Source organism: Clostridium porci (genome assembly GCF_009696375.1).
Classification (GTDB): Bacteria; Bacillota; Clostridia; order Lachnospirales; family Lachnospiraceae; genus Enterocloster; species Enterocloster porci.
In genome coordinates, this window is the sequence record NZ_VUMD01000046.1 from 1 (window position 1) to 3,178 (window position 3,178).

1 protein-coding gene is annotated in these 3,178 nt (G+C 48.2%); it reads left to right on the forward strand.

Translation table 11 applies throughout. The features are described 5' to 3' along the window. Nucleotides 1-380 precede the first annotated feature (380 nt). Nucleotides 381-2,969: an ATP-dependent chaperone ClpB gene (gene clpB, locus FYJ39_RS20150; protein ID WP_154474092.1), complete on the forward strand. Its 2,589-nt coding sequence runs from the start codon at nucleotides 381-383 to the stop codon at nucleotides 2,967-2,969. Nucleotides 2,970-3,178 lie beyond the last annotated feature (209 nt).

The following is a 3,178-nucleotide window of genomic DNA, read 5'->3' on the forward strand; positions in this document are numbered from 1 at the left end:
TTAGGGCTTAGTAGGTAAAAGATGTTGCGCTTGGCGAACCGATTTCGATGAGTCTTTAGACTCCGGTGCCGGTAACAGACCCTTATAGGGTCAAAGCAAGCCACCGGCTAAGCCGGTGGTCTTGACTGTGTAAAATGCTTGTGATGATCGATTTTAATTCCCCCGCCCCAAAACGGTCTAAAAAGTCCTTTAAGTTTGTAGCAGTAAAAATCCATCATTACTTCACCCCCTGCTATGAAGGGGAAAAGAAGAATAAAATTAGCACTCATCTATTGACAGTGCTGATAATATATGTTATAGTACGACTAGAACAAAGAGCAATGCACAATTCCGTACCGGCTTCTGAAAAAGAGCTGGGATAAAAGAAAGGGGAATGGGCGATGAATATTAATAAATTTACACAGAAATCGATGGAAGCAGTCCAAAACTGTGAAAAGGCAGCTTACGAATATGGAAACCAGCAGATGGATCAGCAGCATCTACTTTACAGTCTTCTTACCCTGGAGGACAGCTTGATTTTCAAGCTAATTACCAAGATGGGGATTCCCGGAGAGCAATTTGCAGGCAGAGTAAAGAGAGCGCTGGAGCGTCTGCCCAAGGTAAACGGCGGTCAGCTGTATATCAGCAATGATTTGAATAAGGTATTGATAAACGCTGAGGATGAAGCGAAAGCCATGGGTGATGAGTATGTGTCGGTAGAGCACTTGTTTTTGGCTTTGATTAAGCAGCCTAATAAGGAGGTTAAGGAGTTATTCAAGGACAGCGGCATTAGCAGAGAAGCCTTTTTGCAGGCGCTGTCTACTGTTAGAGGGAATCAGAGAGTGGTAACTGACAATCCGGAGGCCACCTATGACACACTCCAGAAATATGGCTATGATCTGGTGGAGCGTGCCAGAGATCAGAAGCTGGACCCGGTAATCGGCCGTGACAGCGAGATTCGTAACGTGATACGTATTCTGTCCCGTAAAACCAAGAATAACCCGGTGCTCATCGGCGAGCCTGGCGTAGGTAAGACCGCTGTGGTGGAAGGGCTGGCTCAGAGAATTGTCCGTGGAGATGTTCCTGATGGACTTAAAGATAAGAAGCTGTTTGCCCTGGATATGGGTTCCCTTGTGGCCGGCGCAAAGTACAGAGGAGAGTTTGAGGAGCGTCTGAAGGCGGTGCTGGAGGAGGTAAAAAAGAGCGACGGGCAGATTATTCTTTTTATTGATGAGCTCCACACCATTGTAGGAGCCGGAAAGACAGAGGGCTCTATGGATGCAGGCAATATGTTAAAGCCTATGCTGGCAAGAGGAGAGCTCCACTGTATCGGAGCAACCACGCTCAACGAGTACCGCCAGTATATTGAGAAGGATGCGGCTTTGGAACGGAGGTTTCAGCCGGTCATGGTAGATGAGCCTACGGTAGAGGATACCATCTCTATATTAAGAGGTATTAAGGAGCGGTATGAGGTGTTTCATGGCGTTAAAATTACAGACTCTGCCCTGGTAAATGCAGCTGCTCTGTCCGATCGTTATATTTCCGACCGGTTCTTGCCGGATAAGGCTATTGATCTGGTGGACGAGGCCTGCGCCATGATTAAGACGGAGATGGATACCATGCCGGCAGAGCTGGATGAAATGTCCAGAAAGCTGATGCAGATGGAGATTGAGGAGGCTGCTCTTAAGAAGGAAACGGATCGCTTAAGCCAGGAGCGTTTGGCAGATCTGCAAAAGGAGCTGGCAGAGCTTCGCGATAGCTTTGCGGCGCAGAAGGCCCAGTGGGAGAATGAGAAGGCCAGCATAGACCGTCTCTCCACCCTGAGGGAAGAGATAGAGTCTGTTAACCGGGAGATTCAGGATGCGCAGCAGAAATATGATCTAAATAAAGCGGCAGAGCTCCAGTATGGCAGACTGCCTCAGCTCCAAAAAGAGCTGGAGGCGGAGGAGGAGCGGATTAAAAAGGAGGATTTGAGCCTGGTTCGAGAGAGTGTTACAGAGGAAGAAATCGCCAGGATTGTGTCAAAATGGACAGGAATTCCTGTGTCAAAGCTGACAGAGAGCGAGCGAAGCAAGACCCTGCATCTGGACGAAGTTCTTCACAGGCGTGTGATAGGGCAGGATGAAGGAGTGGAGAAGGTTACAGAGGCTATCATCCGATCCAAGGCAGGCATCAAGGATCCTACAAAGCCCATCGGCTCCTTCCTGTTTTTGGGACCTACCGGCGTAGGCAAGACAGAGCTGGCAAAGTCTCTGGCAGAAGCACTGTTTGATGATGAGTCCAATATGGTTCGTATTGATATGAGCGAGTATATGGAGAAGCATTCAGTGGCACGCCTCATTGGCGCTCCTCCCGGATATATAGGGTACGACGAGGGCGGCCAGCTGACGGAAGCAGTCCGCCGCAAGCCATACAGCGTAGTGCTTTTTGACGAGGTGGAGAAAGCGCACCCAGATGTGTTTAATGTGCTTTTACAGGTTCTGGATGACGGTCGCATTACGGATTCTCAGGGCAGGACGGTAGATTTCAAAAACACCATTCTGATCCTTACCTCCAACATTGGCTCCCAGTATTTGCTGGAGGGCATCGACGAGGGGGGAAACATTAAGCCTGAGGCGGAGACGGCAGTTATGAAGGATCTGCAGCAGCATTTTAGGCCGGAGTTTTTAAACCGTCTGGATGAAACCATCCTTTTTAAGCCTTTGACCAGAGAAAATATTAGTAGCATTGTAGAGCTATGTATAGAAGATTTAAACAAGCGGCTGGCTGATAGGGAGCTGACCATTGAGCTAACTGGGGAGGCCAAGACCTTTATTACAGAGAGGGGATATGATCCGGTATACGGAGCCCGTCCTTTGAAACGTTATCTGCAAAAGCATGTGGAAACCCTGGCAGCCAAGCTGATTCTGGGCAATGGCGTGGGAGAAGGAAGCAGGATCGTAATCGATGTATCTGAGAACGATAGCCGGCTCATTGCATATACAGAATAGAATCAAAAGTGTATTCACGAAAATACGAACCAAAAGCACGGTTCCAGTAGCGATAAAAGCCACTGGGAACCGTGTTTTTTTGTTGTTAGGGCAAAGCCCTGTTTACCAATGTGGAGTTTTTCGCTGATCCGAAAAACGGAACTTTGGAAAACGAATAAACCACCTGCTATGCAGGTGAGTTAGTATTGCTTCAGCTTACAGTAAAAAAC

What these genes read in the sequence shown, in the direction of transcription:
- clpB (WP_154474092.1), top strand. Translation starts at nt 381, where the DNA reads ATGAATATTAATAAATTTACACAGAAATCGATGGAAGCAGTCCAAAAC.